Annotated in this window: 26 protein-coding genes, 1 other RNA gene and 1 pseudogene; 17 read left to right on the forward strand and 11 right to left on the reverse strand. The window is 59.0% G+C overall.

Annotated features, from left to right (window positions below; genetic code table 11):
• Positions 1-253 precede the first annotated feature (253 nt).
• Both ABJN75_RS14015 and ABJN75_RS14020 read left to right on the forward strand, forming a co-directional pair.
• Positions 254-526 carry a DUF4164 domain-containing protein gene (locus ABJN75_RS14015; protein ID WP_348440200.1) on the forward strand — a complete coding sequence of 91 codons (273 nt, stop codon included), beginning with the start codon at positions 254-256 and terminating at the stop codon, positions 524-526.
• A gap of 66 nt (positions 527-592) precedes the next feature.
• Positions 593-955 (forward strand): cell division protein ZapA, encoded by a 363-nt coding sequence (locus ABJN75_RS14020; RefSeq protein ID WP_348440201.1) that lies wholly within the window; start codon positions 593-595, stop codon positions 953-955.
• 42 nt (positions 956-997) lie between these two features.
• On the opposite strand, the gene ABJN75_RS14025 is transcribed toward ABJN75_RS14020, so the two are convergent.
• The 3 genes from ABJN75_RS14025 to ABJN75_RS14035 all read right to left on the reverse strand — a co-directional run bounded on the left by ABJN75_RS14025 (position 998) and on the right by ABJN75_RS14035 (position 5,366).
• Positions 998-2,788: an alpha/beta fold hydrolase gene (locus ABJN75_RS14025; protein WP_348440202.1), complete on the reverse strand. Its 1,791-nt coding sequence runs from the start codon at positions 2,786-2,788 to the stop codon at positions 998-1,000.
• 136 nt (positions 2,789-2,924) lie between these two features.
• The gene (locus ABJN75_RS14030; RefSeq protein ID WP_348440203.1) at positions 2,925-4,175 is read right to left on the reverse strand and encodes a surface lipoprotein assembly modifier; all 1,251 of its coding nucleotides are present in this window, start codon (positions 4,173-4,175) and stop codon (positions 2,925-2,927) included.
• A gap of 126 nt (positions 4,176-4,301) precedes the next feature.
• On the reverse strand, positions 4,302-5,366 hold the full coding sequence (locus tag ABJN75_RS14035) for a transferrin-binding protein-like solute binding protein (RefSeq protein ID WP_348440204.1): 1,065 nt from the start codon (positions 5,364-5,366) through the stop codon (positions 4,302-4,304).
• 265 nt (positions 5,367-5,631) lie between these two features.
• Between ABJN75_RS14035 and ssrS the strand changes: the two genes are divergently transcribed.
• Positions 5,632-5,789, forward strand: a non-coding RNA gene (gene ssrS, locus ABJN75_RS14040) — 6S RNA.
• A 52-nt stretch (positions 5,790-5,841) separates the two neighbouring features.
• Here the strand turns inward: ssrS and ABJN75_RS14045 are convergent.
• Positions 5,842-6,051, reverse strand: coding sequence for a LuxR C-terminal-related transcriptional regulator (locus ABJN75_RS14045; protein ID WP_348440205.1), 210 nt, complete (start codon positions 6,049-6,051; stop codon positions 5,842-5,844).
• A gap of 223 nt (positions 6,052-6,274) precedes the next feature.
• On the opposite strand from ABJN75_RS14045, the gene ABJN75_RS14050 reads away from it, so the two are divergent.
• Positions 6,275-6,847 (forward strand): 5-formyltetrahydrofolate cyclo-ligase, encoded by a 573-nt coding sequence (locus ABJN75_RS14050; protein ID WP_348440206.1) that lies wholly within the window; start codon positions 6,275-6,277, stop codon positions 6,845-6,847.
• 7 nt (positions 6,848-6,854) lie between these two features.
• Positions 6,855-7,679, forward strand: a complete 825-nt coding sequence (locus tag ABJN75_RS14055; RefSeq protein ID WP_348440207.1) for a TIGR00282 family metallophosphoesterase — start codon at positions 6,855-6,857, stop codon at positions 7,677-7,679.
• 15 nt (positions 7,680-7,694) lie between these two features.
• Here the strand turns inward: ABJN75_RS14055 and ABJN75_RS14060 are convergent, their stop codons facing one another.
• The 3 genes from ABJN75_RS14060 to ABJN75_RS14070 form a co-directional block, all read right to left on the reverse strand.
• The gene (locus ABJN75_RS14060; protein ID WP_348440208.1) at positions 7,695-8,273 is read right to left on the reverse strand and encodes a tetratricopeptide repeat protein; all 579 of its coding nucleotides are present in this window, start codon (positions 8,271-8,273) and stop codon (positions 7,695-7,697) included.
• A gap of 2 nt (positions 8,274-8,275) precedes the next feature.
• Complete coding sequence (locus tag ABJN75_RS14065; RefSeq protein ID WP_348440209.1) at positions 8,276-9,112, reverse strand: MBL fold metallo-hydrolase; 837 nt, start codon at positions 9,110-9,112, stop codon at positions 8,276-8,278.
• 73 nt (positions 9,113-9,185) lie between these two features.
• Entirely contained in the window at positions 9,186-9,686 is a 501-nt protein-coding gene (locus ABJN75_RS14070) for a GFA family protein (protein ID WP_348440210.1), read from the reverse strand.
• Between the two features lie 80 nt (positions 9,687-9,766).
• On the opposite strand from ABJN75_RS14070, the gene ABJN75_RS14075 reads away from it, so the two are divergent.
• Entirely contained in the window at positions 9,767-10,513 is a 747-nt protein-coding gene (locus ABJN75_RS14075) for a YebC/PmpR family DNA-binding transcriptional regulator (RefSeq protein WP_348440211.1), read from the forward strand.
• Positions 10,514-10,576: 63 nt separating this feature from the next.
• On the opposite strand, the gene ABJN75_RS14080 is transcribed toward ABJN75_RS14075, so the two are convergent.
• Positions 10,577-11,563 carry an LLM class flavin-dependent oxidoreductase gene (locus ABJN75_RS14080; RefSeq protein ID WP_348440212.1) on the reverse strand — a complete coding sequence of 329 codons (987 nt, stop codon included), beginning with the start codon at positions 11,561-11,563 and terminating at the stop codon, positions 10,577-10,579.
• Between the two features lie 160 nt (positions 11,564-11,723).
• On the opposite strand from ABJN75_RS14080, the gene ruvC reads away from it, so the two are divergent.
• The 6 genes from ruvC to ABJN75_RS14110 all read left to right on the forward strand — a co-directional run bounded on the left by ruvC (position 11,724) and on the right by ABJN75_RS14110 (position 15,167).
• On the forward strand, positions 11,724-12,230 hold the full coding sequence (ruvC, locus tag ABJN75_RS14085; RefSeq protein WP_348440213.1) for a crossover junction endodeoxyribonuclease RuvC: 507 nt from the start codon (positions 11,724-11,726) through the stop codon (positions 12,228-12,230).
• Between the two features lie 10 nt (positions 12,231-12,240).
• Positions 12,241-12,858, forward strand: a complete 618-nt coding sequence (gene ruvA, locus ABJN75_RS14090) for a Holliday junction branch migration protein RuvA (RefSeq protein ID WP_348440214.1) — start codon at positions 12,241-12,243, stop codon at positions 12,856-12,858.
• Positions 12,859-12,927: 69 nt separating this feature from the next.
• Positions 12,928-13,194: a type II toxin-antitoxin system PrlF family antitoxin gene (locus tag ABJN75_RS14095; protein WP_348440215.1), complete on the forward strand. Its 267-nt coding sequence runs from the start codon at positions 12,928-12,930 to the stop codon at positions 13,192-13,194.
• Positions 13,181-13,579 (forward strand): type II toxin-antitoxin system VapC family toxin, encoded by a 399-nt coding sequence (locus ABJN75_RS14100; RefSeq protein ID WP_348440216.1) that lies wholly within the window; start codon positions 13,181-13,183, stop codon positions 13,577-13,579. The genes ABJN75_RS14095 and ABJN75_RS14100 overlap by 14 nt, the downstream gene beginning before the upstream one ends.
• Complete coding sequence (ruvB, locus tag ABJN75_RS14105) at positions 13,576-14,613, forward strand: Holliday junction branch migration DNA helicase RuvB (RefSeq protein ID WP_348440217.1); 1,038 nt, start codon at positions 13,576-13,578, stop codon at positions 14,611-14,613. The genes ABJN75_RS14100 and ruvB overlap by 4 nt, the downstream gene beginning before the upstream one ends.
• 194 nt (positions 14,614-14,807) lie before the next feature.
• Positions 14,808-15,167, forward strand: a complete 360-nt coding sequence (locus tag ABJN75_RS14110) for an RcnB family protein (RefSeq protein WP_348440218.1) — start codon at positions 14,808-14,810, stop codon at positions 15,165-15,167.
• Between the two features lie 53 nt (positions 15,168-15,220).
• Here ABJN75_RS14110 and ABJN75_RS14115 read toward each other — a convergent pair whose 3' ends face one another.
• The 3 genes from ABJN75_RS14115 to ABJN75_RS14125 all read right to left on the reverse strand — a co-directional run bounded on the left by ABJN75_RS14115 (position 15,221) and on the right by ABJN75_RS14125 (position 18,230).
• Positions 15,221-16,111, reverse strand: coding sequence for an NAD(P)-dependent oxidoreductase (locus ABJN75_RS14115; RefSeq protein ID WP_348440219.1), 891 nt, complete (start codon positions 16,109-16,111; stop codon positions 15,221-15,223).
• Entirely contained in the window at positions 16,108-16,914 is an 807-nt protein-coding gene (locus ABJN75_RS14120) for a glycosyltransferase (protein ID WP_348440224.1), read from the reverse strand. Before ABJN75_RS14120 ends, ABJN75_RS14115 begins: the two co-directional genes overlap by 4 nt.
• A gap of 95 nt (positions 16,915-17,009) precedes the next feature.
• A complete protein-coding gene (locus ABJN75_RS14125) occupies positions 17,010-18,230 on the reverse strand; it encodes an NAD-dependent epimerase/dehydratase family protein (protein WP_348440220.1) in 1,221 nt (406 codons plus the stop codon).
• Positions 18,231-18,355: 125 nt separating this feature from the next.
• Here ABJN75_RS14125 and ybgC point away from each other — a divergent pair, with 125 nt between their 5' ends.
• From ybgC to ABJN75_RS14150, 5 genes and pseudogenes are all read left to right on the forward strand, one after another.
• Positions 18,356-18,826 carry a tol-pal system-associated acyl-CoA thioesterase gene (gene ybgC, locus ABJN75_RS14130; RefSeq protein ID WP_348440225.1) on the forward strand — a complete coding sequence of 157 codons (471 nt, stop codon included), beginning with the start codon at positions 18,356-18,358 and terminating at the stop codon, positions 18,824-18,826.
• A 4-nt stretch (positions 18,827-18,830) separates the two neighbouring features.
• Positions 18,831-19,583: a type I methionyl aminopeptidase gene (map, locus tag ABJN75_RS14135; protein ID WP_348440221.1), complete on the forward strand. Its 753-nt coding sequence runs from the start codon at positions 18,831-18,833 to the stop codon at positions 19,581-19,583.
• Positions 19,584-19,826: 243 nt separating this feature from the next.
• Positions 19,827-20,543 (forward strand): protein TolQ, encoded by a 717-nt coding sequence (tolQ, locus tag ABJN75_RS14140; protein ID WP_348440222.1) that lies wholly within the window; start codon positions 19,827-19,829, stop codon positions 20,541-20,543.
• 9 nt (positions 20,544-20,552) lie between these two features.
• On the forward strand, positions 20,553-21,005 hold the full coding sequence (tolR, locus tag ABJN75_RS14145) for a protein TolR (RefSeq protein ID WP_348440223.1): 453 nt from the start codon (positions 20,553-20,555) through the stop codon (positions 21,003-21,005).
• A gap of 10 nt (positions 21,006-21,015) precedes the next feature.
• Positions 21,016-21,417 (forward strand): annotated as a pseudogene (locus ABJN75_RS14150) (hypothetical protein); the annotation flags it as partial.

Below are 21,417 nucleotides of genomic sequence, written 5' to 3' on the forward strand. Positions count from 1 at the left end.
CGAAGAAAGACAACCGCTTCGCCAACCGCATCACACTCCACCACCACATCATCCATCGTCGTCCTCCTTCCAAATCAGAGGATCACGACAGATTCAGCTTATTACCCCTTTGTCACGCATTTCTTCACCCGATTGCCCTGGATGCGGTGCGCGGTTTTGTTGACGCCATGTTCGGCTAATGCGTAAACTAGTGGCTACAAGTATCCGGAATTCAAGCGATTCGGCTTGTAATCCAGATCCAGGGAAGCCCGCGATGCCCGCTGAAACAACAGTGAAAGCCGCTCTTGAGGCATTAAACAAGGCCTTGAATCAGCTTGACAATGAGGTCGACAGGCAAGTCGATGCCAGCCGAAGCGCCACCGAGGCGGCTGAAGAACTGGGGCGCATGATCGAGGACCGTTCGCGCATTGCTCTGGAACTCGACCAGGCGCAGGACAGGTCGAATCGCCTGGAAGAGGCAAACCGCGAGGTCTCGCGGCGATTGGTTACAGCCATGGAAACAATCAGGGCGGTGTTGGACCGCTGAGATGTGATTTTGCGCTGCCGGAAGGATCTCCGTGTGCGCGGGGCAACACGAAACAGGATATGTTGAATGGCGCAAGTCACCGTCACTATCGACAGCAAGACCTACCGGATGGCCTGCGAAGAGGGTCAGGAAGAGCATCTGAGCGAACTCGCCGGCCGCTTTGACCGTTATGTCGGGCATCTCAAGGATCAGTTTGGCGAAATCGGTGATCTGCGTATCACGGTGATGGCCGGGATCATGGTGATGGACGAGTTGCATGAGTTGCAGCGACGGATGCGCGGCCTTGAAGCAGAGGTGGAAACCCTGAAGAAAACCCGTGATACCGTGCTGAGCAAGGTCGACAAGACCGATCAGGACCTGGCCAAGGCGTTGACCGAAGTCACCGGCAAGATCGAACTGATTGCAAGCAAATTGGCCGGACGCGGGTAGCCTTCCGCCGCAGCGATGCATGGTTTACGTGGCCGGTTGGTGTCAGAGCGCCGGTGTCGAAGCCATTTCCCGCAGAGCGGTGAGAACCCTGTCCGGCGCGGCGTGCAGGATATGCTGGCCAATGCCGGGGATCTCCTGATGCCGGGAATTGGCAATACGGCCTGCCGCAAGCCTTGCCAGGCGCGGGTTCACCGCGGGATCGGATTCTCCGTGCAGAACCGTTACCGGCAGGTTCAGCCGGGAGAGCAGCCCGCTCCAGTCCGAATTGCTCGAAGATGTGTCCGAGAGGAAGGCCGAGGCTCCCCTGCCGGTCACATGTCTGATTCCGGCCCGCAACAGCGCATAGGTTTCCTGGTCGCGGATTGCTTCGTTATCGCCGGCGCTGTTTTCAGCCAAAGCCGACAGGTAACGGTGCGAACCGCCATAGCGCAGGTAGGCGACGGCGGTCAGCGCAATGAACTGGTGTGCCGCCGCAGACGCAATGCCGCTCGACATCGCCAGCTTCTGAAGCACCCCGACAGGGACGAGATGATCAGCCAGTTGAAGCGGGAAATAAGCCGAGCACAGCACCAGCCCGCAGACCTTTTCGGGATAGGCCAGGCAATATTCGATCGCGGCATGGCCGCCAAACAGGTGACCCAGCACAATCGATCGATCAGCGTCATGCCGCTCGCACACGTAGCGTGCGTCCTCTAGACATGTCTGCATGAAGGATGCGTCTTTGGCCTGCCTGTCTGTGGCGCCATAGCCCGGTTTTGAGGCTCCGATGAGCTCGAAGCCGGATTTGCCAAAATCTTCGCGCAAGCCGAGACTGAGTTCAGGGCTTTGCAGCAACCCGTGGAACATCAACACCGGGCGGCGTGCGGCAGCGGACATGGGTGGGAGCGGATAGTGAACATAGCTGATGCGCCGGCCGTCCCGCTCGATCGTCTGCCAGGCCGAGGAGTCGTGGGCAAAGGGAAAATTGTGCGTCGTCGGACCTGTCGCGTTCGGCAACCCGGCGGAACCGCCTGACAAGGCAGCCAGACTGACAAGGTCATTGACGACCTGGACCGCTTCCAGGCGCGAGGTGACGCCGAGTTTGCGAAAAATCGCCTGGGTCTGGCTTTTTACCGTATCCACGGAGCGAAAGCGTTCCTTTGATATCTCGATATTCGATCTGCCTCTGGCCATCAGTTCGAGGACTTCCACCTCCGAGGGAGACAGGCCCAGGCTTTCGCTCAGGATTGCCGGAATAGATCGGTCCTGGATTGTGACCGGAAGCGTGACAACGACGACATCAAGCTGATTGTCCAAGAGCAGTGAAACGAAACCGTTTTCACCCTCGCTGCGAACGAAACTGCGGTTGAGCGGCTGGTCCTGGCCGTCCTGTTCGAACAAGCCAGCCACACTGACAAGGACAACTGCGTTCAGGCTTGATTGCAGCCGCTCAATCTGGGTGTGGGAATAATTCGTCGTGCCCGTGGAGATGACAGGCCGGTTCTGCCGGTCCAGCGTGACGGAAAACCCATCTATATAGCCGAATATCTTGCGGGCTTCGTGTGATTGCGCCACGATCCGGAACGCTCTGTCGAGCACGATCTTCAATGCGGGACCTTCAACCAGCGAGCGGTATTTGGCTTCGGGTGCGGGCGACATCACCTGGGCCAGTTCGGCGGCAATGTTGAAATGCTTGCCTATTTCTCCTGTAAAAACCGGTTGCCCGGTTTCGCCGACAGCGAGGAAGTCTTCCAAATTCTTCATGAATTCGGTAAATTCCTGGTCGCCTTTGAAATAGGAATAGATCGCTTCGATTGCTTGGTTCAGGGGGACCGGATCTCTGGCTGCATTCATGGACAGAAAGCCAATTCTCTTCGCTGCGATTCCCTTCGAATCTTACACAACGGTCGGCTGTCGACAAGCCGACATTGGCGAGTTCGGATAGTGCAGAAAAGAAACTGGCGGAATACAGGGAAAGACAAATCTGGATTTAGAAGGCCTTGGTGAAGGTCAGGTCCAATCCGCTGGATTCATAGTCATAGAACACGATGTTGCTGTGTTGCTGTTTGAAAAAGACACCGATGACCGGCGACAATCCGGCGATCTGGAAATTGTCCTTGCTGAACGTTCCTCTTGCTTCCCAGAACTTGTCCTGCCGGGTGAGCCGCAAACCGGGAAACGGGTCCTTGAATTGGCGATTGCCGGCTGTAAGTGTTGCCTTGACCCGAACGCCATGGGTTATCGGCATTTCGAGCCCGAGTGTGCCGGAGGCGCTCTCATAGGAATTCCAGGGTCTGGCGGATACGCTTTCCTTCTCGAAGCTTCCACCCGCAGACAATGTCAGGCGTCGTGAGAACGCATGTCTGACTGATGCTGTGGCTCGCGTTGTGCTCGCGTCGGCGGCGCTTTGTCCGTCAAAGCTGCGATACATCTGGATGACTTCTGCGGAGAGCCACCAGCCCCGGGAAATGTTCCATTTTCCCGAAATCCGGCCACCGATGCCCAGGCTCTGCAGTTTTCCGTTTTGCCAGTGCCGGTCGGCGATTGCCTCGACCTGCAGCGAGTAGCGAAGCTGGTCATGCCTCAATCCGGTCCGCAGTTCGGCGTACTGCTTGTCGAACCGGTCATTGGAATAGTCGGAAAATCCGGCTGACAAAGAAGCGTAGGCCGAGCGATTTTCACTCAGCGCATGGGAGTAACCCGCCACGGCGCCTGCTCTGAGGCCGATTCCCGAGTGTTCGCGCGCGGTGTTGGAAATCACAAAGGGCAGGCCGCCGATCATGACGGTTGATTGGGATGTTCCGTCATTGATATTTGTCGATGGCGCCAGCGAGAAATAGCCCGACAGCGAGAAGCCCTCGGTTGTGCCGATGCGGCGGGCAAGCTGGCGCAACTGATCCTGATCGCGTGCCAGATCGGCGGTGTCGGTCAGCCGGTTGAGGTGATAGCCCGCGCCCTGCCGCTTTCCCTGAAGGGCCAGGATCTTGATCAGCTCGATGCGAACCGCGTCGATATCGGGTTGACGCGAAAGGATGTCGCGCAGAAGTTTCTCCGCCTGGTCCAGACGGTTGGTCCGGGCGTAGACTACAGCCAGAAGATAGGCCGCGGGGATGGCTTCGGCTCCCTGAAACCGGGTGCTTTCAAGCACCGACTCCGCTTCGCTGAAATTGCCGCCGGAAACCAGCGCTTCCGCCGACTGGAAAGCGGTTTGCGCCTGGGCGGGCTGTTGACCGGGAGACAAACACAGGAGAGCCGCCAGGCAGGCGACTGCCAGCGGCCCCCGGTTCCCTGACAACGATCGTTTTTCAACGATTGGCTGTCGAGCTCCCATTTCCGAAGAAAACGCGGGAAAAGGATGTGGCATCGGTTATTTTTTCACTGCGCCGATGGTGCCGGACATGATGTAATCGCGATTCTGGCCATCAAGCATCGCGTTGCCTTCGATGAGATAGGCTGCAGCTGTTTCGGCGGCACCGTTGCCGAAAAAGGCGCCGATAGCTTCGTTGGTCCTGGTGGTTCCCACAGCATTGTTGTTCGCGTCCACCAGCTGGGCGGTACCGGTGTATTCCGAGCCGGTGATGTTGGCATCGATATTCAGGCCGGTTACGGTGTTGTTGAGCACGACCATCTGCTGGTTCTTGTAGGTTGCGAGCTGCGCGTCCTTGATGCCGCCCTTTACCGTGCCGGCATCGAAATCGGCAGTCAGTTCAACTGTTCCGCCGCTCAGGCCCATGTACTGCATGGTTCCATTGTCGTCATAGACAGTGGTTCCGCCTTCATTGAAGCCCTTGTAGGAGGCCTGTCCGGAGCCCGGCATGTTGGTGGTGTTGTTGCCGATATAGCCAACCGCGTAGGTGGCTGTTCCAGCACCGTCGGCGCCCTCCTGATAGCGGATCGTCGTGCCGTGTTTCATGACGATCTGTTCGACGAAGGTGTTGTTGGCGTAGACGTTGTAGACACCGACGGAAGACAGGTTCGCGGTGTCGTTTGAAACTTGCGTGTCACCAAAATTGCCGTTCTCGAAATAGACACTTCCCTTGGCGTCCTTCATTCCGGCAATCGCGGTGCCATTCTGAAGGGTGTCGGGAGAGCCGGCTGTGACCAGTGCGGGGTTGGTGCCCTGATTGTTTGACGGGTTGGGATCCTTGTCCACCGACCCGTCAATCTGGATTCCCCCAGCCGCTGACTTTTCGATGATGCTCGCCTGCGTTATCTCGTGACGGGATTGCGGCAGGTTTGTATAGGAGCTGACGGAGGATGTGTTGGTTGAATTGGCGCGGAAAGCGAGCGCCTTGCCGGATGCCTTGATCGGCAGGGATCCTGCAGCGACTGCCGCGCCGGGCAGCACAATGCCTGCCGACGGGCTGCAGCCTGTGACGGCTGGAATAATTGCGAGAACGATTGCCCCGGAAATAAACGCTTTTCTGGTCATGCTGCACCCCTTTTGCCCGCAGAAACTCACCAAACAAAAGCCGCTTCAAACAGGTGTTCAGAATCCCGGGCGGGATCGTGACGGCCTGGCGAGACGCAAGTGTTGACGATGCGTTCGGTTTGGAGCGGCAGTAGCGGAACGGAAGTCCGATCCGGTGCCAGCAAGTATCGGGCGGGCGGGGTACATCTCAATCACCTGAACGGGTGAAAAAGCTGTTTGAGAATTTGCCGATTGGCGGAATTCAATTCATGACCTATATATCAGGTGCGATCTGCGCCTCTCGACAGGATACACAATCCCCGGGGCCTTAATTGATCCCAAGGGAGCTGTCCCTGACCGGACTCGTGGGTCCGGTCATATGGCGCCCACCTACGTTGTAGGTTCCCGGGATCGAAAAAATCCATCGGTTGCCGTGGATCGCACCTCTTCTGCTCTTGCCCGGCCTAATTCTCAAGCGCGCGGGAGCTGGCCCAATCTATTCAATCAGCCCGTATTTCAACGCACGCGCCACAGCCTCCATTGTGGTGCTGGCCATCAGTTTTCTGCGCGCTGACGAAAGGTGTTTTTCAACGGTTTCCAGGTTTTCACCAAGTTCGTGGGAGATCCCCGCGGGATCTTGACCGCGTGCTGCCAACCGGAGGCAGACGATTTCGGCATGGGTCAACCGATCCGGGAGTTGTGGCATGGTTTTCCGAAATCGTGATCATCAAGTAATTTGCTTATTATGAGGTGCTTTCCTAGGCTATCCGGTGCGAGCAACAACCGGTTTTCGCCAGCGTCGTGAACAAAGGGTTATGGAATTACATAAAAGGCCGCGGACTGTGTAAACGCCTCGGGTGGCGGTGAAGGCGTTGACGGACGGCGCGATTAGGGATTACGCCGGTTCGATCAGAATTCCGGAGATTGAGATGGACAGCAAAGCAAGCATTCGCGCGGCCATGCTGGCGCGCAGAGATGCGCTGGCGGCGGATCGCCGGATCGAGATGAGTCTGGCCATGGCCGATGCGGCAGAGGCGATGGCCTTCGATCCGGGAACCGTGATCGCTGGTTACCTGCCTATCCGCTCGGAACCCGATCTGCGGCCGTTGCTGGCGCGATTTCGCGAACGTGGCGCGCGGCTTTGCCTGCCTGTGGTGCTTGATCGCCAGACGATTGTCTTCCGCGAATTTGTCCGGGGAGCGGATCTGGTCGGTACCGGCTTTGGAACATCCGGCCCAGGGCCTGATGCGGAAGTGCTTGACCCCGACATTCTTATGATGCCGCTGTCGGCGTTCGATGCTGCAGGCAATCGGCTGGGGTATGGCGCCGGCCACTATGACCGGGCCATCGCCCAGCTGCGCGCCAAGGGGCTGTCGCCGGTGCTGGCCGGCACGGCGTTTTCGCTGCAGGAAACCGATCATCTGCCGGCGGAAGCCCATGACGTGCCGCTTTCGATGATCCTGACCGAGCTGGGCTTGCGCTCGTTTCCCCAATCTTTATAGAGAGCTCATGCGCCTGTTATTTCTTGGAGACATGGTCGGTCGATCCGGCCGCACCGCGGTCTGGAACCGCCTTCCTGGCCTGATCCGCGATTTCAAGCTGGATTTTGTCATCGTCAATGGTGAAAATGCCGCTGGCGGCTTTGGCATTACCGAAGAAATATTCCTCGAAACGCTTGAGGCCGGCGCCGATGTGGTGACGACCGGCAACCATGTCTGGGACCAGCGCGAGGCGCTTGTGTATGCTGAACGTCAGGACCGTTTCCTGCGCCCCGCCAATTATCCGGCCGGCACTCCGGGACGGGGCTCCAATCTCTACATGGCCCGCAATGGCGCGCGGGTGCTGGTCGCCAATGTGATGGGCCGGGTGTTCATGCATCCCGATCTCGATGATCCGTTCTCGGCGGGCGAGGCAATCCTGAATGCCTGTCCGTTGGGCGAGCAGGCGGATGCGGTGATTTTCGACTTCCATGCGGAAGCCACCAGCGAGAAGCTCTGTTTTGCCCATTTTGTCGATGGCCGCGCGAGTTTCGTGGTGGGCACCCATACCCATGTTCCAACCGCTGACGCCCAGATTCTGAATGGTGGTACAGCCTATCTTTCCGACGCAGGCATGTGCGGCGATTACGATTCGTCGATCGGCATGGACAAGGAAGAACCGATCAACCGGTTCGTGGCAAAGATTCCGAAAGGCCGCTTCGAGGCGGCTTCGGGACCTGCAACGCTCTGCGGCGTCGCCGTCGAGATTTCCGACCGCACCGGACTGGCGGAGAAAATCGCGCCGTTGCGGATCGGCCCGAGGCTGAGCGAAACGATGCCTGACTTCTGGAGCTGAACCCGGTCATGCGTCCTACAGGTCTTGCTGCTTGCCCTTGACCAGAGGGCGTTTGGCGTCGGGATCGGGTGGCAACATGCCGCGTTCCTTGAGCCAGGGATGAATCTCCACCGCGCGTGACAGCGCCGCGATTGCCGCTTTGGGTCGTCCCATGCGCATCAGCAAATGGTACATGCCCGACCAGGCGCCGAAATGATCCGGCTCAAGCTCGACGGCCATCTCCAGGTCCGACAGCGCACCGTCGTCATTGTCGCGCAGGAAACGGGCAAAGGCGCGCTGGTTCCAGCCTTCGGCATAGGTGGGCGCCTCGCGCACAGCGATATCGAAAGCTGTTTCCGCTGCTTCAAAATCATAACTTTCGCGCCGCTTCATGCCGTAATCGATGGCTTCACGCACCTCGGGCGTCGGGGCCTGGCTGATCCACCATTGCCAAACAGCATTCTCGGCAACGCGCCCTTCGCGTTCGGTTCTGGCGTTCTTCAAGGCCATGAACAGCTTTTCGCGTGGACCGAGACTATCTGCCATCACGGCTGCCGGGTTTGTCGCGACGAGACTGAACGCAGCAATATGAATGAGAAAATGGCGGCGATGCATGGTCAGATTCCCTTCAGCACGAGAATTGTCGGCTGACGTGGCAAGCTGCGGGCGGAAACTGTGAAGCTGTCACCATTGACATAGTCGACCAGGAACCGGTCGCCCATCATCTCGATGAAGTTCGACAGTGGCGCACCGCGCCGGTGCATCGGCAGCAGGATCGAGGATTGCAGCCGCCTGGCGATCTCCGTCATGGCGCGGTGACTGAGGGTCAGGCCGCCATCGACAGGCACCATGACGATGTCGAGCCTGCCGATCTGGGCGAAATGCCGGTCTTCCAGAGGGTGATGCAGATGTCCCAGATGGCCGATGCACAAATCGGCGACCTCGAAAATGAAGATCGAGTTGCCATCGGGCTCCATGGCGCCGAAATTGCGGATATCGGTGGTGACATTGCGGACATAGACATCCTCGACCACCTCATCATGATCGGCCGCTGTTCCGTCAAAATTCCAGCCGCGCAACACATGTCCGATCCGTTCGTCGGGCGACAGGGTGAAATGCGAGGAATGGGCCTTGTTCATGGTGACAATGTCGGGGGCTGCGACGCGGCCGGCCCAACCGTTGAAGTCGGTGGCGATGGTGATGCCGGCAGGCGTGGTGATGACATAGGTGGAATGGCCGGCGAACATGATCTCCACCTCGCCTGATGCCGCTGCCGTCCTTTCCGGTGTCAGTTGAAGCTCCACGGGCGTGAGATTGGCGTAGCTGGCGCCCGGAAGCGCCTGAGCCACGGCCAGGCATTGGCTGAAGGGGCGCTGGCTTTCCTGCGCGTGACCTGGGGAAGTCACAAAATACATGGTGACGGCCAGAAGAAGGAAGCAGTTGATACGGGGCATGGCAGAGGCTCCGTGAAACGATTTTCCACTTCTTCAAGATTAGGGCAGTGCGGCGTCAGGTAAAGGGCTGTTTTCAATCCGGTGCGGTTTTGGCTTGGTCTGTTTCACCCGTCATTGCCTGCCATCGCAACTTCATCGCGGCATAGGCATCAGCCGGTTGGGCCTCGTAATTGAGTTCGTCGCAGGCAATCTTGATGAATGGCTGTTTCGATCGGGTCCAGATATGACCGGCCGGAACGAGCCATGAGGTGTCATCCAGCGTGCCGGCCTTGAGGTTGATTTCCGCCGAGCCGGCAGTGCCGTGCCAGATCCTGACACCGCAGTCTGGACAGAACCAGCCTTCCCGCTCCTTGCCGGTGTCGCTCAATCTGCGAATGCAGCGCAGCCCCGGATCGACATCCAGATGCTCGCGGTCGAAGCGCAGGCTTTCGCCAAAGGCCGATGACGTGTGCCGCTGGCATTCGGTGCAATGACACAGATAGAAGACCACTGGCAGTGCCCGCATTCGGTAGCGGATCAGCCCACATTGACATCCACCGGTCAGCGGCAAGGGCGGGAGGATGATTTTCTGCATGGACTGAACCTTCTGGACGAAACGCGGCAAGAACCTTATAACGCGCCAATCCAGATTCCAGAGCAAAGATCAGGGGCGTTATGGCCGGCCATTCACAATTTAAAAACATCATGCACCGCAAGGGGCGGCAGGACGCTGTCCGTTCCAAGATGTTCTCGAAGCTCGGGCGCGAAATTACCGTCGCCGCCAAGATGGGGTCGCCCGATCCTGCGATGAACCCGCGCTTGCGGCTTGCGATCCAGAACGCCAAGGCGCAGTCCATGCCCAAGGACAATATCCAGCGCGCCATCAACAAGGCGACGGGTGGCGACAGCGAGAGCTACGAGGAAGTCCGCTACGAGGGTTATGGCCCGGGCGGCGTCGCGGTGATCGTCGAGGCACTGACCGACAACCGTAACCGCACAGCCTCGAGCGTGCGCGCGGCATTCACCAAATCCGGCGGAGCGCTCGGTGAAACCGGATCGGTCGGCTTCATGTTTTCGCGCGTCGGAGAAATTATCTATTCGCCGGAAGCCGGTGATGCGGACGCCATCATGGAAGCAGCGATCATGGCTGGTGCCGAGGATGTAACCAGCGGTGAGGAAGAACACGCCATCATCTGCGCCTTCGAGGATATCGGCGAAGTTTCCAGCGCGCTCGAAGAGGCGCTGGGCGAGGCGCAGTCGGTGAGGGCAGTGTGGAAGCCACAGACTTCCGCGCCGGTGGACGAGGACAAGGCGCAGTCGGTGCTCAAGCTCATCGCCACGCTTGACGATGATGACGACGTGCAGAACGTCTACGCCAATTTCGAAGTGTCCGACGAGGTCATGGCGAAACTGTCGGCCTGAACGGGTGCACAGTCAGCAATACGGAAAGCCGCCGGTCCCCGGGATCGGCGGCTTTTGCCTGTGTCAGAGGGTTTCGCGAATCTTGCCGAACAGATCGACGGATTTCAGCCGGGCCTGGGACGAATGGATCGGCATGGAGATCATGATTTCATCGGCGTTTGTCGCGTCGATGAAGCTCAGCATCTGCCGCGTTGCCGTTTCCGGCCCGCCAACCACCGCATAGCGCAAGGTGTGATCGACGGCGATCTTCTCCGATTCGGTCCAAAACCCATCCATGGTGTCGAGCGGCCTGGGCATCTGGCCCCGCGCATTGCGGCGCATGTTGACAAAGGTCTGCTGCAGCGTCGTGAACAGATAGGCTGCTTCCGCATCGGTATCGGCCATGACGCCCATGGCCGCTGCCATCACATAGGGCGAATCGAGCTGTGCGGAGGGGGTGAATTTCTCCCGGTAGATATCGAGAGCCTCAAACAGCATGTCCGGAGCGAAATGCGAGGCAAAGGCGTAAGGCAACCCCAGAGCAGCCGCCAGATGGGCGCTGTAAAGGCTCGATCCGAGGATCCAGAGCGGTACGTGCGACCCGGCGCCGGGTATTGCAATCAGCTTGGTGTCGTCAGGCTCGCCCAGCCATTGCTGCAATTCAAGAATGTCATCGGGGAAGCTGTTTGCGCCTGTCTCAAGATTGCGCCGCAGCGCGCGGGCGGTGTTCATGTCGGTGCCCGGCGCGCGGCCGAGGCCGAGGTCGACACGCCCCGGAAACAGCGCTTCCAGGGTTCCGAACTGCTCGGCGATAACGAGCGGTGAATGATTGGGCAGCATGATCCCGCCCGACCCGATGCGGATTGTGCTTGTCGCATGGCCCGCCTCGGCAATGACCAGCGATGTGGCAGCACTTGCGATGCCCTTCATGCCGTGATGTTCGGCCAGCCAGAACCGGGTGAACCCCGCGTCTTCGGCCCGCTTGGCCATCAGGCGTGTGGTGGCGAGCGCTTCGCCCACTGTGCCACCTTCGACAACGGGGCAGAGATCGAGAATCGAAAAGGCGGTCATTGGACAACTTTCGCGGCAGGTTCGGGTGGCAGGTCTTGTCTGTCTCCATGTAGGTAGCCCCTAGCCGAATGCAAAACGCAAGTTTGCCATGCGTGTATTTGTTTTTGGTTTGTTCACCTTTGTGATGGAAAGCTCGGCCGGTCACAGATAGGATTTGAGCATGGCGGAAGCGATTCGGATAATCGGCATTGATCCCGGACTCAGAAACACCGGTTGGGGTGTGATCGAGAGTCTGGGCAACTCGTTGCGTTTTGTCGCATCCGGGACGGTCAAATCCGACAGCAAGCTCGATCTCGGTTCCAGGCTGAAACAGCTTTATGATGGACTTGAATCGGTGCTGCACGAGTATCAGCCCTTCGAGGCCGCGGTTGAAAACACCTTCGTAAACAAGGACGCAACGGCCACGTTGAAGCTCGGGCAGGCCCGCGGCATTGCCATGGTGGTGCCGGCGCGGGCCGGGTTGCGCGTCGGCGAATATGCCCCGAATGCGGTCAAGAAAGCCGTCATCGGTGTGGGACACGGCGACAAGAAGCAGATCCTGATGATGGTGAAAGTGCTGATGCCAAAAGCCATGTTCGACAGCGATCATGCCGCCGATGCGCTGGCGATCGCGATTTGTCACGCGCATCATCGCACATCGCCGGCCTGGCGCATGGCGGCGGAATGAGGACAATCCAATGATTGGCAAACTCAAGGGCACTATCGAGGAAATTGCCGAGGATCATGTGCTGATCGACGTGCACGGGGTCTGTTACGTGGCGTCCTGTTCCTCGCGCACACTGTCGCGGCTCGGATCGGTGGGCGAGGCTGCGGTGCTGTTCATCGAAACCTATGTGCGTGAAGACCAGCTCAGACTGTTCGGGTTCGAGACGGCGCTGGAGCGGGAATGGTTCCGGCTGTTGCAAAGCGTTCAGGGTGTGGGCGCCAAGGTGGCTCTCGCGGTGCTGTCGACACTGTCGGCTTCCGAGCTTGCCAATGCGATCGCGCTGCAGGACAAGGCGATGGTGGCGCGTGCGCCGGGCATCGGGCCGAAAGTGGCGCAGCGGGTCGTCACCGAACTGAAGAACAAGGCCCCCGCATTTGCGGGCGATGCAGGTGCTGCGATGGGCCTCAAGCAGGAACTGGGTGAGGGTGTTGCTTCCGCGCCGGTAGCTGATGCTGTCTCGGCGCTGTCCAATCTGGGCTATTCGCGCGATCAGGCGGCCAATGCCGTGGCGGCGGCCTTGAAGGCTGCGGGAGAAAGCCCGGATTCGGCAAAGCTGATCCGGCTTGGTTTGAAAGAACTGGCGCGGTGAGGAAAATCTTGCCCAACGATCCATTCCTTACTATATATGGATGTAAGGAATTTGGAAAAAGGTAAGGAAATGGGTGTCGAATCAAAGATTACGACCAAAGGCCAGACAACTATTCCGATAGAGGTTCGCGAATACCTGAAAATCGGAGCGGGTGATCGTATCGGCTATGAATTCGTCGACGGCAGAGTGATGCTGGTCCCGAAAAACCGGAGCGCACTCGATTTTGCCGGAGTCCTTTTCGAGGAGAACCGAGCACCGGTTTCAGTCGAGGCCATGAACGAGGCAGTCGGCGAAGCCATTTCCGATCGATACGAGCGGTCGCATGATCGGAATTGACACCAACATCATCGTGCGGCTTCTGACGCGCGACGATCAAAAGCAGTTTGACGCCGCGGTGGAACTGGTGAAGGCCAGCGGCGCCGACAAACCACTCTTTGTCAATCCGATGGTCATTGCTGAAACGCTCTGGGTCCTTGAGTGGGTTTACAAGACAGATCGTGAAACAGCGCGAAAGCAAGTGGCGGGTTTGCTCGACACGGTGGAAATCAAGGTTCCGGAGATATTGCATATGGAAGACTGGGCCGAATGGCTGCAATCAACGCACCCGGATTTCTCCGATGTCGCCATCGCCGGGCTCAACCGTGCGAATGGATGTGAAAAGACGATGACCTTCGACCGCAAGGCTGCCAGTTCCGTTCGGGGTATGGAGTTGCTGTCGTGAGCGATGCAGACAGGCTGATTTCCCCCGACAAGCGCGGCGAAGATGTCGATACGACATTGCGTCCGCAATCACTTGACGAATTTACCGGACAGGCCGATGCGCGGGCCAACCTCAAGGTGTTCATCGAAGCGGCCAAGGGCCGGGCCGAGGCGCTCGATCATGTGCTGTTTGTCGGGCCTCCGGGGCTTGGCAAGACCACGCTGGCGCAGATCATGGCCAAGGAGCTTGGCGTCAACTTCCGCTCGACCTCCGGTCCGGTGATCGCCAAGGCCGGGGATCTCGCTGCACTTTTGACCAATCTCGAAGACCGCGATGTGTTGTTCATCGATGAAATCCACCGGCTCAGCCCGGCGGTGGAGGAAATCCTCTATCCGGCGATGGAGGATTTCCAGCTCGACCTGATCATCGGCGAGGGGCCTGCCGCCCGGTCGGTCAAGATCGACCTGTCCCGTTTCACGCTTGTAGCGGCCACGACCCGGCTCGGGCTTCTGACCAATCCGCTGCGCGACCGTTTTGGCATTCCGGTGCGGCTGCAGTTCTACACGGTTGAAGAACTCGAGTTGATCGTGCGCCGCGGCGCCCGGATCATGGGGCTCGGCATGACCGACGAGGGAGCGCTGGAAATCGCCCGCCGATCGCGTGGCACGCCACGCATTGCCGGGCGGCTGCTGCGGCGGGTGCGGGACTTTGCCGAAGTGGCGAAGGCTGAAGCCGTGACCCGGAAAATCGCCGATGAAGCGCTGACCCGGTTGTCGGTGGACAGTATCGGGCTCGATCAGCTCGACCGGCGTTATCTCGACATGATCGTGCGCAATTTCGGCGGCGGGCCGGTGGGGATCGAGACCATTGCCGCCGGGCTGTCGGAACCGCGCGACGCCATCGAGGACATCATCGAGCCCTATCTCATTCAACAGGGGTTCCTGCAGCGCACGCCGCGCGGCCGGGTGCTGACGGCGCGTGCCTGGGGCCATATGGGACTTAATCCGCCAAAGGATCTCGCCGCCACCCAGGCCAGTCTGTTCGAGGACGAGTAGAGCCGACGGATGCACGTTCTGTCTTGCCATTTGCTGGTATTGCGCGCTTCATGGACGGCATCTTTTTGGTTTTTCCCTCATGCATTAGTCAACATTAGGTGACTGATAACATTACAGAATATTAATTCTGGTGTTCATTTGCGGTTCATCTTCCGGCCCCTATCTTCCTCTCATAAACCTTGAAAGGAAGCGTCATGAAAAAAGCATTCATCACCTCGATCGCCGCATTGTTGATGGCAGTACCCCTGGCTCAGGCCCAGACCATAAAAGGCCAAAAGAAACCGCAGGTCCATTCGCAGACCCAGGTCGATTACAAGAAGCCGAAGGCTCATTCTCAGATTACGAAGTCAGCGCCTCACAAGGTGGTGACCAAGAAGCACTGGTCAAAGGGGCAACGGATGAATGACTGGAAGAGGCATTCGGCAGTCAGTGATTACAAGCGCCATGGCTTGCGTAAGCCAGGGCACGGCCAGCGTTGGGTCAAAGTCGACAACCAGTATGTGCTGATCAGCATTGTATCAGGCTTGATCGCCGGTATCGCCGCCGCACACTGATAAATGACAGACTTCCCCCGTGGCAAGCGGGGGAGGTCTGTGCCGCAGGCCGGTCACGGATAGAATGATCGAATTGTCCGTGCCAGCAGATCCCTGCCGCCCGGTGTCCAACCCAGGCCGCGCAGCCGTCTGGTTTCCATCAGCAATGGAGTGATGTCAGTCACCGGGGCGGGCAGGGGATGGGGGCAGCCGGTGGCCACCTGCAGCAGCTTGAGCAATTCATGACGGTCGACCAGGATGTCCGACACGTTGAAAACCTTACCGTTTATTTCACCGGATGGCAGTTCCAGCATCATCCGCGCCGCGCGGGCGGCGTCGCGGCCATGCACTTCAGTTGCCAGCCGCGGCTCGACCGGGCGGCCAGCGAGGTAGTCGGAAAAAAGCGTCTGCCATTTGTGCGGCTGTCCGGGCAGTGCTGCGCCATAGACTCCGGTGATCCTGAGGCTGGTGGACACAAAATCCGGCCGCGCCATCGCTGCCAGGGCCTGTTCGGCCAGCAGTTTTACCGTGCCATAGAGCGTGTCGGGATGCGGCGGAGTTTCCTCAGTCAGCAGAGTGCCGACAGGCTGGGTGCCATAGACCGCGCGGCTGGACAGGAATACGCAGCGTTGAACGCCTGCCTTGCGGGCGGTCTCGAACAACTGCACCGTTCCATCGAGATTGCGGGTGCGAAAACCGTCCGGATCATTGCCCTCGCCACCGCGATATTTGTCAGGCAGATGGTCGAATGCGGCGTGGACGAAATGATCGACATCGTCGAATGCACGGGCCTGATCGAGGTCAGCATCGAGGATCAATGGTGCGAAACCGACCGGGTTGGAAAAAAGCCCATCCGCTGGGCGGGTTCTGCCGCCGACCGTGACTTGGTAGCCTTGGCCGAGAAGATCCTCGACAATGAAACGGCCGACCAGACCGCCCCCGCCTGAAACCAGAACCCGGGTCATGACGGTGTCGAAGCGGTCGCGCCGGTCGCCGCTTCATCCGTGCCCTGTAGCGGGCCGGGGAGGGCGGCAATGTCGGGAATGGCGTCGCCTGAGTAATATTTCTGCCAGAGATCAATCAGCGGCTTGAGTTCAACAGACCTGGGATGGTCTTTTTCCCAGGGCTTTTCATACTGGTAATGCAATACGCCGATCTGCTTCCAGTCCCACAAGTCCGGCAGGTTGAACCAGACATATTGCAGCATGTTCATCGTCACCGGCAGGCCGTGCCAATCGGGAAAGAACGTCTCGAGGAAGGTCTGGTCGGTGCGCCGCCAGAAGACCTCGGGCCGGTCCAGCCGCTCGAGCATGGACGCGAATGTCGCGGTCGACGGATGGGCGACGAAGACGCCGGAATTCAGCCGTTTGAAATCCTCAAGGCTTTCATAGACATTGGGGGCGGCGGAAAATTCCGGATAGTCAAACAGCTTATCGATGTTGCGCAACACCAGTGCGTCTGCATCGATGAAGACGCAGGTTTCGTATTCGCCCAGTTGCCAGAGCCTCAGCTTGCAGAAATTGTCAAGCGGCGAATGAAAGGCCGGCTTGCGGCCTTTGGCGAATGGCGCCGCCGCATGCACATTGCCGCGGGCATGGCGCTGGTTGAAAGCGTCCGACAGCGGCAGATGATCGACCTCGATGAGCCGACAGCCGAGGTCCTTCAGCGGCGCCAGATCCGTACCGCCAACACCCCCGGTGTGCAGCACGGCAATATCCGCGCTGCTGCCGGTCAGGCTGATCGACCGGACGAGCGCCACAGCCCCCATGGCATAGTCGGGATTGGTGACAAGCGTGACGAAGGCGTGAGCGGAACCGGCGGCTGTTTGGGAACGAACGCCGTCCGGCCTCTCGCTCCCGCCGCTCAAGAGACGTCCCGCAGTTTCTTGCCTTCGGGGTCGCGGTTGATCTTTGTACCGATGTCCTTGGTCCAGGCCGACACCGCGGGAACCCGCGAGCGGTCGACGCGATAGGCATATTTCCGGGCCACATCGACGACTTCTCCCAGAAGGCCTTCCTTCAGCGTGGTCGGCTCAAGGCCCAGTCCGAGGAATTTTTCGTTGTGCACCACGAGGTCGTTCTCGGCGGCTTCCTTGCGTGGATTGGGCAGCCAGGCGATTTCGGACCCGGTCATGCCGGCGATCATGTTGGCGAGATCGCGGACCCGGTGGGTTTCCGTCATCTGGTTGAAGATCTCGACCTTGTCGCCGCGCGCCGGCGGATTGCCGAGCGCGATCTCGATGCAGCGCACCGAATCCTGGATGTGAATGAAGGCGCGGGTCTGGCCGCCGGTGCCGTGCACTGTCAGCGGATAACCGATGGCAGCCTGGATCAGGAAGCGGTTGAGCACGGTGCCATAGTCACCATCATAATCGAACCTGTTGACCAGTTGCTCGTGCCGCCGGGTCTGGTCGGTGTGGGTGCCCCAGACGATGCCCTGGTGCAGATCGGTGATGCGCAGATTGTCGTTCTTGGCGTAGAACTGGAAAATCAGCTGATCGAGGCATTTGGTCATGTGGTAGATCGAGCCGGGATTGGACGGATACAGAATGTCCTGCTTCACCGTCTCGCCGTCCATGGTCTCGATGCCGACTGGCAAATAGCCTTCCGGAATTGCCGCGCCAACCGTTGAATAGCCATAAACGCCCATGGTGCCCAAGTGCACCAGGTGTGCATCAAGGTCGATTTCAACCATCGCATTGAGCAGATTGTGGGTTGCGCTGACATTGTTGTTGACGGTGTAGTTCTTGTGCCGGTCGCTCTTCATCGAATAGGGCGCGGCACGCTGTTCGGCAAAATGGATGATGGCGTCGGGGCGCTCTTCAGCCAGCCAGTTTTTCAAGAGCTGATAGTCTTTGGCCAGGTCGATCAGGTGAAAATGGATTTTCCGGCCGGTCTCGGCATGCCAGATCCGGGTGCGTTCCTGGATTGAATCCATCGGGGTGAGCGATTGAACGCCAAGCTCGGTATCGATCCAGCGGCGCGACAGATTGTCGATGATATGAATTTCATGTCCGGCATTGGACAGGTGCAGTGACGTCGGCCATCCGACGAACCCGTCGCCGCCCATGATTGCAATTTTCATCGATGATTCTCCTGTGCAGGCGCTGTTTGCATTTTGATAGTTCGGTTTTATGACAGAAAAACGATTGTCTCAATTCCTTCTGCGAATTGCTGACATGGGGAACAGAAAAATGAGCGAGGCTGATGATCATGGATGCATCTCTGTCGGGACATTTGAGCGATGGCGGGCATCTCCTGAAGCAGCGGGTGTATTATGAGGACACGGATTTTTCCGGATTTGTCTATCATGCGCGGTATCTGCATTTCTTCGAGCGCGGGCGCACCGATTACATCCGTCTGCTCGGCGTGTCGCAAGGCGATCTGCATGCGAAAACCGATCCCGCGGACGCGGTGGCCTTCGTGGTCCGGCGCATGGAAATCGACTTCAAGTCTCCCGCGCGCATGGATGATGTGCTGACGATTTCCACGTTGCCAACCGAAGTGCGCGGCGCCCGGATGTTGCTCAGGCAGACAATCAGGCGTGATACGCACCTGCTGGCAGAAGCTCAGGTGACGGTTGCGGTGATCAACGGATTTGGCCGGGCACGCAGACTGCCCGACGCGCTTATGGAGCGTTTACTTGGCGGCGGTTCAACCGACGCTTCAGCAAAGGAATAAGACAGTGGTGATTTCTTCCGATGACGAGCTCGAGAAGCTTCGGCATATCGGCCGGATCTGTGCCAACACAATACAGACCATGGCCAAGGCTGTGCAGCCGGGCATGACGACGCGCGAACTGGATTTGATCGGGCGGCAATACCTGGATGCGCACGGGGCTCAGTCAGCGCCGGAAGTTTGCTATGAGTTTCCCGGAGCGACGTGCATCTCGGTCAATGAGGAGGTCGCCCATGGCGTTCCCGGCGACCGGGTAATTGCGGCCGGGGATCTGGTCAATATCGACGTGTCGGCGCTTAAGGACGGGTATTTCGGAGATACCGGGGCATCGTTTGGTGTCGCCCCTGTGGCGCAGAAAACCGTACGTTTGCTGCGCGACGGCAAACGGGCGATGACGGCGGGCATCAATCAGGTGAAAAGCGGCGCCCGCTATGCGTCGATCGGTGATGCAATCGGCATTTTTGCCAAGAAGAACGGCTATACGCTCATTCGCAACCTGGCCAGCCACGGTGTCGGTCAGTCGCTGCACGAGTATCCTGAAGAAATCGCGACCTGGCCAAACCGTCACGACAAGCGGTTGATGAAGGAAGGCCAGGTCTTCACCGTCGAACCATTCCTGTCCTTCGGGGCAATCTTTGCGGAAGATGATGGTGAGGGAAACTGGACGCTCTACTCGGAACCACGCGCGTTGACGGTGCAGTTTGAACATACTGTTGTCGCCAGCCGAAATGGACCGGTTATCCTGACGCTGCCCGACTGATGGGGTGTGCTGTATCCGGTAGCACTGCCGCGTCCGAATCCTAACCAAGCCTTAACCATAATAATTTATTACCGAAATCATGAGGATTGCGCGGAACGCCTGCGCCATCCTTTGACCAAAATTGGCCGCGAGAAGATCTGGCAAGTGAAAAGGCGGCAATCGCTCACTTCTGGATTCCCGGCACAAGTGACGTTTTGGCCGCCCGGTAATGGAACCGGGCGTTTGGATTCGAGGGTTATTTGAATGGAACAAGTTGGACTTGCGGCAACGACGGATGTGACGCTCTGGTCGCTCTTCATGCAGGCCGGGTTCGTGGTCAAATTCGTGATGCTTGGCCTGATCGGCGCATCGGTCTGGACCTGGGCCATCGTTGCGGACAAATGGATATCGTTCGGCAAGTTCCGGCGTCAGCTGGATCAGTTCGAGCAGGTGTTCTGGTCCGGACAGTCGCTTGAGGAATTGTATCGAACGCTGTCTGACCGGAAATCCTCGGGCATGAGCGCCATCTTCGTGTCGGCCATGCGCGAATGGAAGAAATCCTTCGAACGTGGCGCCAAGTCGCCGATAGGGCTGCAGATGCGAATCGACAAGGCGATGGATGTGACGCTGGCGCGCGAGTCCGACGCCCTTGAATCCAAGCTGGGATCGCTTGCCACCATCGGGTCGGCGGCGCCGTTCATCGGGCTGTTCGGCACGGTGGTCGGCATCATGACCTCGTTCCAGGCCATCGCCGGTTCCAAATCGACCAATCTTGCCGTGGTGGCTCCGGGTATCGCCGAAGCGCTGCTTGCCACCGCGATCGGCCTGCTGGCCGCGATCCCGGCGGTTATCGCCTACAACAAGTTTTCCGCCGATGCGGGAAAGCTGTCAGCTCGCATGGAAGGCTTCACCGATGAATTTTCCGGTATTCTGTCCCGCCAGATCGACGAGCGCCTGAGCGCACGTCCGGCTGCGGAATAGGGGGGCGGTATGGGCATGTCCGCACAGGGCCGGCAGGGCGGTGGATCGCGCCGCGGCCGCCGGGGGTACCGCAAGCAGCTGCTGAGCGAAATCAACGTCACGCCGTTTGTCGACGTGATGCTGGTGCTGCTGATCATTTTCATGGTCGCGGCGCCGCTGCTGACCGTCGGCGTTCCGATCGATCTGCCCGAAACCGCTGCAAAGGCGCTTAATTCGGAAACCCAGCCGATCACTGTTTCGGTCAATTCGGATGGGCAGATCTATTTGCAGGAAACCGAGATTGCCATCGACGAAGTGGTCGCCAAGCTCGAGGCGATCGCCACCACCGGCTACAAGGAGCGTATCTATGTCCGTGGCGACACCAATGCGGATTACGGCACCGTCATGAAAGTGATGGCGCGGATCTCCGCTGCCGGCTTCACCAATCTGGGCCTGGTCACGCTTCAGGAACAGGACAGTTGACGGCGCGCGGATGAAGGGAAGCCTGGCGACATCGACGGTATTGCACGTTCTCGTGCTGGGCTTCGCGCTGTCATCTTTCACCGCGCCGAAGACGCTTGAGGTGGCTGATGTGGAGGCCTTTCCGGTCAGCATCGTGCCTGTTGCCGAACTCACCCAGATCCAGCAGGGCGAAAAGACCGCGCCGGTCGCAGAGATTGCCGCGCCGATACCGACCGCCAGACCCGACCCCGTGCCCGACGCCGAGAACGCCGGCGACAACTCGGTCGATCTCAAACCGGTGAAGGCGGCCAAGCCAAGCCCGAAGGAAGTGGTTTCCCAGGCCCCGCCGAAACCGGCTGAAAAGCCCACGCCTGTGGCCGAACCTGCTCCCAAACCTCCCGAACCCGAACCCGTGAAGGTGGCTGAGCCCAAG

Source organism: Hoeflea sp. (assembly GCF_039975035.1).
Classification (GTDB): Bacteria; Pseudomonadota; Alphaproteobacteria; order Rhizobiales; family Rhizobiaceae; genus Hoeflea.

What these genes read in the sequence shown, in the direction of transcription:
- ABJN75_RS14025 (WP_348440202.1), bottom strand. Translation starts at nt 2,788, where the DNA reads ATGAATGCAGCCAGAGATCCGGTCCCCCTGAACCAAGCAATCGAAGCG.
- ABJN75_RS14055 (WP_348440207.1), top strand. Translation starts at nt 6,855, where the DNA reads ATGCGCCTGTTATTTCTTGGAGACATGGTCGGTCGATCCGGCCGCACC.
- ruvA (WP_348440214.1), top strand. Translation starts at nt 12,241, where the DNA reads ATGATTGGCAAACTCAAGGGCACTATCGAGGAAATTGCCGAGGATCAT.
- ABJN75_RS14050 (WP_348440206.1), top strand. Translation starts at nt 6,275, where the DNA reads ATGGACAGCAAAGCAAGCATTCGCGCGGCCATGCTGGCGCGCAGAGAT.
- ruvC (WP_348440213.1), top strand. Translation starts at nt 11,724, where the DNA reads ATGGCGGAAGCGATTCGGATAATCGGCATTGATCCCGGACTCAGAAAC.
- ABJN75_RS14075 (WP_348440211.1), top strand. Translation starts at nt 9,767, where the DNA reads ATGGCCGGCCATTCACAATTTAAAAACATCATGCACCGCAAGGGGCGG.
- tolQ (WP_348440222.1), top strand. Translation starts at nt 19,827, where the DNA reads ATGGAACAAGTTGGACTTGCGGCAACGACGGATGTGACGCTCTGGTCG.
- ABJN75_RS14035 (WP_348440204.1), bottom strand. Translation starts at nt 5,366, where the DNA reads ATGACCAGAAAAGCGTTTATTTCCGGGGCAATCGTTCTCGCAATTATT.
- tolR (WP_348440223.1), top strand. Translation starts at nt 20,553, where the DNA reads ATGGGCATGTCCGCACAGGGCCGGCAGGGCGGTGGATCGCGCCGCGGC.
- ABJN75_RS14070 (WP_348440210.1), bottom strand. Translation starts at nt 9,686, where the DNA reads ATGCAGAAAATCATCCTCCCGCCCTTGCCGCTGACCGGTGGATGTCAA.
- ABJN75_RS14115 (WP_348440219.1), bottom strand. Translation starts at nt 16,111, where the DNA reads ATGACCCGGGTTCTGGTTTCAGGCGGGGGCGGTCTGGTCGGCCGTTTC.
- ABJN75_RS14060 (WP_348440208.1), bottom strand. Translation starts at nt 8,273, where the DNA reads ATGCATCGCCGCCATTTTCTCATTCATATTGCTGCGTTCAGTCTCGTC.
- ABJN75_RS14100 (WP_348440216.1), top strand. Translation starts at nt 13,181, where the DNA reads ATGATCGGAATTGACACCAACATCATCGTGCGGCTTCTGACGCGCGAC.
- ABJN75_RS14015 (WP_348440200.1), top strand. Translation starts at nt 254, where the DNA reads ATGCCCGCTGAAACAACAGTGAAAGCCGCTCTTGAGGCATTAAACAAG.
- ABJN75_RS14080 (WP_348440212.1), bottom strand. Translation starts at nt 11,563, where the DNA reads ATGACCGCCTTTTCGATTCTCGATCTCTGCCCCGTTGTCGAAGGTGGC.
- ABJN75_RS14020 (WP_348440201.1), top strand. Translation starts at nt 593, where the DNA reads ATGGCGCAAGTCACCGTCACTATCGACAGCAAGACCTACCGGATGGCC.
- ABJN75_RS14045 (WP_348440205.1), bottom strand. Translation starts at nt 6,051, where the DNA reads ATGCCACAACTCCCGGATCGGTTGACCCATGCCGAAATCGTCTGCCTC.
- ABJN75_RS14125 (WP_348440220.1), bottom strand. Translation starts at nt 18,230, where the DNA reads ATGAAAATTGCAATCATGGGCGGCGACGGGTTCGTCGGATGGCCGACG.
- ABJN75_RS14095 (WP_348440215.1), top strand. Translation starts at nt 12,928, where the DNA reads ATGGGTGTCGAATCAAAGATTACGACCAAAGGCCAGACAACTATTCCG.
- ABJN75_RS14120 (WP_348440224.1), bottom strand. Translation starts at nt 16,914, where the DNA reads ATGGGGGCTGTGGCGCTCGTCCGGTCGATCAGCCTGACCGGCAGCAGC.
- ABJN75_RS14065 (WP_348440209.1), bottom strand. Translation starts at nt 9,112, where the DNA reads ATGCCCCGTATCAACTGCTTCCTTCTTCTGGCCGTCACCATGTATTTT.
- ABJN75_RS14110 (WP_348440218.1), top strand. Translation starts at nt 14,808, where the DNA reads ATGAAAAAAGCATTCATCACCTCGATCGCCGCATTGTTGATGGCAGTA.